The 5,282-nt window shown below is 69.3% G+C and carries 3 protein-coding genes; all 3 read right to left on the bottom strand.

Annotation, left to right across the window (positions count from 1 at the left end):
- A partial coding sequence (locus ABFS34_15655) for a winged helix-turn-helix domain-containing protein (GenBank protein MEN8376864.1) occupies positions 1-249 on the bottom strand: 249 nt, incomplete at its 3' end.
- Between the two features lie 60 nt (positions 250-309).
- On the bottom strand, positions 310-1,020 hold the full coding sequence (locus tag ABFS34_15660; GenBank protein MEN8376865.1) for a TSUP family transporter: 711 nt from the start codon (positions 1,018-1,020) through the stop codon (positions 310-312).
- Between the two features lie 3 nt (positions 1,021-1,023).
- On the bottom strand, positions 1,024-4,857 hold the full coding sequence (locus tag ABFS34_15665; protein ID MEN8376866.1) for a glycosyl hydrolase: 3,834 nt from the start codon (positions 4,855-4,857) through the stop codon (positions 1,024-1,026).
- Between the last annotated feature and the right edge of the window lie 425 nt (positions 4,858-5,282).

Genomic DNA, 5,282 nt, shown 5'->3' on the forward strand with positions numbered 1-5,282 from the left:
CTGCGAGACCGTCGCCTGCGAGCGCGGCAGGTGGTCGACGATGCTGCCCGTGATGCACCCGGGGTGCGTGAGCAGGAACTGCAGGATCTCGAAGCGGATGGGGTTGCTCAGTCCCCTGAACATGCCGATGAGGCGCTCCTCATCCCGCCGGTCGATGTCGAGCGAACAGCACGCCGGGGGGACGCCGGGGCTCGCGGCGGCGCCGGCCCGCGATCGGGTCCCGCCGAAGATCGAGTCGACTTTGTTCATGTAATCGTAATAATACGATGAAGGGCGATGGTCAAGGAGCTCGCCGCTTCTGGCGAGCGCCTAGACGACCAGCCGCACCGCGTACCCGGCGATGACCGACCAGAACAGCGCCGCATACCCGACCTCTCCCAAGCGGGCGTTGAGCCAACGGCCCGCGAAGGTGGCCAGGGGCATCAGTGGGAACGCCAGGATCGCGGCCGTGAGCGCGCGTGGCCCCAGCAGCGAGGCCTCCACGAACACGGCCGCCTTGGTCGCGTCGCCGACGAGGGAGACCACGGACGCCGCCCCGACGAGGTGGAAGCGATCGAAGCCCAGGTTGCGGAGGGCCACGCCCTTGAGCGGGCCGGACGTACCCGAGAACCCCGACGTCGCCCCGGCGGCGAAGGCGAGCGTGGGCCCGGACGCTTTGCGGAGCGCGACCAGTGACCGGCGCTCGAGCAGCAGGCTCGTCGCCAACGCGACGAGAACGGCCACCGCGACCGCGCCGGCGGGAGCCGCGACCAGAAGACTCGCTCCGAGCCACGCGCCCGCGCCGAGCGATATCGCTACCAACGCCACCCCGCGCCAAGGGATGGCGCGCCGGTAGGCCACCACCTTGAAGACGTTGTTTCCACCCAGCAGGAGAGCGGCGAGCGCCACTCCCTCCTTGGGGCCGAGCGCTATCACGAGCGTGGGCACCAGGATGAGGGAGCCGCCCAGGCCCGCCGTGGCGGACACCAGGAAGGAGCCCGCGACCGCTGTCGCGAGCACGACGAGGGCGAGCGGGTCCACGCCCTATTCCTCCGTTCGCCGACCGCGCACGAGGTAGGTGCTTCCTCCCAGGGTCCTCTTGCGCATCGTCTGGAGAACGCTGAACTGGGCGTCTCCCTCCAGGCGCAGGCGACCCATGTTGAGCGCGAGCGTGCGGCGCCCCCCTGCGGGGACGATCAGCCCTCCCAATCGCGTCTCGCCGGTCTTGGGCCTCCGCAACGCCAACGCGCCGTCGAGATCGAAGCGGCGCCAGCCTCCGCAGCCGTCCGGGAGCCGGCCGGGCAGGACCTCCTTCCCAGGCGCCGGACGCACCCGCTGATCGCGCCCGGCCACCTTCGGCTCCCAGCGATCCTGTCCCAGCCGCTCGGCCGCCAGGAACAGCGTGGCCCGGTCGGGCAGGTCACCCCAGTCGATGACGACGTCGTATTGACGAGGCCGTGGCCCGGGATTGTGGAAGGCGATCTGCCACGCGCCGTCCGGAGTGCCCGTGGCCGGCGCTGTCGCGTTTACCAAGTGGAGGTTCTTGAGCGTGGCGTGCTTGTGTCCGGGGACCAACGTGTCGAGGTCGAACACACCCGCGGCAGAGATGGGATCTTCGTCGCAGGTGACGACCGCCAGCAGGCACGAGTGCTTTGCAGCGCCCGCTGCGACGGTCCACTCCCACGTGAGCACGGCCGGCTCCGCCGGCTCGAGCTCCGCTACGGTCTTCGTCGGTCCGATGGGCGTCCAGTCGGTCGCGAGGGGCGTTCCCACGAACGGTCTTCCGGCGCTCCAGAAGTCGGCGGGGAGAGCTGGAAGACCTGCGGAGGCGTCGGCGAAGAACGCCCTCGCCCTCACATTGGTGGCCTTCAGAACGCCCCGATTGTGGACCTGCACGGAGAACCGGTTCACCTTCTCGCGCACCGGATCTCGATGATTCAACAGCATGAACTCTATGGTGTCATCGATGGGGTCGGTGGTCTGGAACGGATCTGGGTCCGAGGAATCCACCTTCACGTCGGCGCTCTGCCACCAGTAGACCGTCTTGCCCGCATCGAACGGGTGCGGCAGGTGGGACGGGGAAGGGGTGACGCGTCCGGAGTCCAGGATGTTGTCGCGGACGTACAAATCCACCAGCGGGCAACTGGCCGTGTCGATCGGGCGCTCCCAGATCGAACGGCCGTGGGTCGCGGCGCGCACCAGCCGGCGCGGGCCGTGGATCGCAAGGCGGTACACGGGTGCGTTGGGCAGGCCCTGATCCCAGGGCTGCCACATGGCGCCCGCCGAATCGGTCCGAAAAACCCCCACGTCGCCGCCGCAGAAGAGCCGGCTCGGGTTGGCCGGGTCGATCGCGATCGCGTTGATGGGGTTCGCCTGCGCGAGGCCCGTCGACCGGTTCTCCCACGTCGCCCCGGCGCCTGACTGCAGCCGCCACACGTGGTCGTTGCTGAACTCGCCGGTGGCCTCCGTCCACAGCACGGCACCGACCGTGGCCCAGAGCGTCCCCGCCGGATCTACCGCGAGGTCCGACACGTGGACGCCCACGGGGTAGGGGGGAGCGCTGAGGTCGGTCGCGCTGACGTCCGCGAGGGCCCACGCGCCCGAGTTGGCCACCAGGAAGATCTTGCCTGTGCTGGTGCCTACGTACACCACGTCGGAGTCGGTCGGGTGCACGGCGATGGCGGTGATGTTCTCTCCGATCGAGTCCGTGACCGGGTCCCAGCTATCGGCGTTGTTCGCGCTCCGAAACAACTCCGTGCCCCCCACGAAGCAGGTATTCGGGTTCGAAGGATCGAGCGTGAACGGGGCGTAGAACTGAGAAGAGCCGCTGAGGCCGCTGTTCTTGTTGGCCCACGTACCGGGCTGGCCGGCGCCGTCGGAGCGCTGGATCCGAAGCGCGAAGAACAGATGATACATCCGCGTTGGCAGCCCGGGGTCGATCGCCGCGAAGCCCCCGTCGCCGCTGACTGACACGAGCCAGGCTGGTGACCCCTCGTAGCGGTGCGTCCCGTTGTCCTGCGTGCCCGCGAGCAGGACCGACTCCCAGTCGGGGTGCTGCGCCAGGTCGATGTACATCAGCGTCGCGAGGTCGCGGTTTCTGTGACTCCAGGTCGCGCCCGTATCGGCGGATTTCCAGACTCCGCCATCGCTCCCGGCCCACGCCGTGGCCGCCGCGGTGCGATCGAACGCGAACGCGTGGTGGTCCACGTGGATGCCGGTGGCCTCGTTGAAGACCCCGCCGCCGCTGGTGGACCGCCACAGTCGGACCTCACCGAGAAAGACCGTGTTGGGGTCGTCGGGGTGCGGGGAAACGTGCAGGTTGTAGCCTCCCTGGCCGGTGGACGTGATGACCACGGTGTGCTGGTGGCCGCTTCCATCGGCGTCGGTCGTAGCCACCACGACGCTGCCCCGCGCCACGCGCTCGAAGGTGTCCGCATCCAGCGTGACCTGGTGGGTGTGAACCGGCGCCCCGCCGGAACCAGTCGTGTACGTGTGAGCCGCCGTGGGTGCCGTCATGTCGGTGGCGGGGATGGTGAGCGTATGGTCGTGTCCGGCGGCTTCGAGCACCCCGACCGTCGGAGTCTTATTCAGCCGCACGTCCACCGAGCTCCAGTTGTTGCCGCCATTGTTGGTGGACACGACCGCCTCGAAGCCGCCGAATCGCTCGAACAACGCATACACGGTCTTGGAGTTGAAGCCGCGCTGGCCCAGCGCGATGCGCCCGAGGTTGGCGGGCATCACGGGATCGGTGATCTTGCTCCACGCCGACCACGAATTGCCCGTCCTGGTGGCTTCGTAGAGGCCGTCGCCGAGGCGACCGGCGATGGCCTTGAGCTTGTTGCCGCCGGTCCCGAAGACGACCAGGCCGCTGAAGTCTCCAGCCTCCAGCAGGTTCCAGTTTACGCCGCCGTCGGGGGAGTGGTAGACGCCAACCGAGGACGACAAGAACACCGACATGCCCGTGGCGTCGGACGGATCGTATGCGATGCGGGAGATCTCGGCGCGCTCGAAGGTGGCTGCGCCGTGCTCGCTCCAGTTCGCCCCCCCATCGACCGACCGCAGGACGCCGGCGCCGTAGTACGTGCCCACGTAGCCGTTGTTGTATTCGCCGGTCCCGGCCAGGAGGCGCTGCGCATTCGTCGGATCGATGGCAATCGCGCCTATCGACAGGCTTGCCTGATAGTCGGTCAACGGCGTCCAGGTGTCGCCGCCGTCCGTCGTCTTCCAGACGCCCCCGCCCGCGGTCCCGACGTAAACCGTATCCGGTGCGGTCGGGTCGATGGCGATGGCCAGGGTGCGCCCCGCCCAGCCCACCCCGCTGCTCGTCACGGCGGGTGCGGGCCCCACAGGCGTCCAGTTACAGACCGCCGGGTCAGGCTGCGCGAAGACGTCGTCGGCGCCGGGAGCGGGCCGAGGTCCGCCTCCGGCTCGCTCGCCTATGTTGCGGAGCTGCCGGATCTGGGTTTCCCTGGTGCCGGCCGGCACGAACCCCAGGTGGCCGAAGCGGCGCTCGAAGAACTCGCGCGCACGCCAGGCGTGCTTCACGATCGGGCCGTCGGAGCCGGGACCCGGCTGTTCGAGGATACGCACCTTGGCGTAGGCCGACGCTTCCGCCGCCTGCGCCGTGATCCGTCGTTCGCCGGCGGGGATGTCGGCGGTGGACAGCGCGGCCACGAAGGTGCCGTCTCCGGCGGGTCGCACCTGTCCTCCGGCGGGAAAGCCGTACCCGATCCTCACGACCGTTGCGCTCTGTTTCCCGATCCGGATGCTGATCGGGCAGTCGGGCCAGCCACGCCCGGTCAGCGTGAGGCGATCGCCTTGGTGCAACTCGGTGGGGGTTGCCGACAGCATCGGCTTGGATGGCGCGGGCTTGTTCATGACGAAGTGGGGCTAGAGTAGCTGTGGGCTTTCGGGCCGGCCGACGCTGAGCCAACCGTCCGCGTGCACACGACACGCGCTCCCGAACACGGGAGCAGGCACCCAGCGTGCCGGTAGAGCAATGATCGGCGTTCCACCCGAGATCGCCGCCGTCTGTGGGGCAGGAGGGCCTCCCGGGGCCCCATCGCCGGCCTACGCGGGACGCGTCGGTGCGACTTCCTTGTCTCACCCTTCGGGACAGCCCTGTCTCGCCCCGTCGCGCGGTCCCACCGCCCCCCGGCGCGGCGCGGCGGATGTTAGCTTGCCTTCGTGCAACTCGAACTCACGCATATCCGGCACACGCTCGAGCGGCTGGAGCGCCGCATCGCGGAGCGGTTTCCGGGGTCGGGGCTGCGTCGCGTCGCGGGGGACCTGCGCGGCATCGC

This window comes from Gemmatimonadota bacterium (genome assembly GCA_039715185.1).
GTDB lineage: Bacteria > Gemmatimonadota > Gemmatimonadetes > Longimicrobiales > RSA9 > DATHRK01.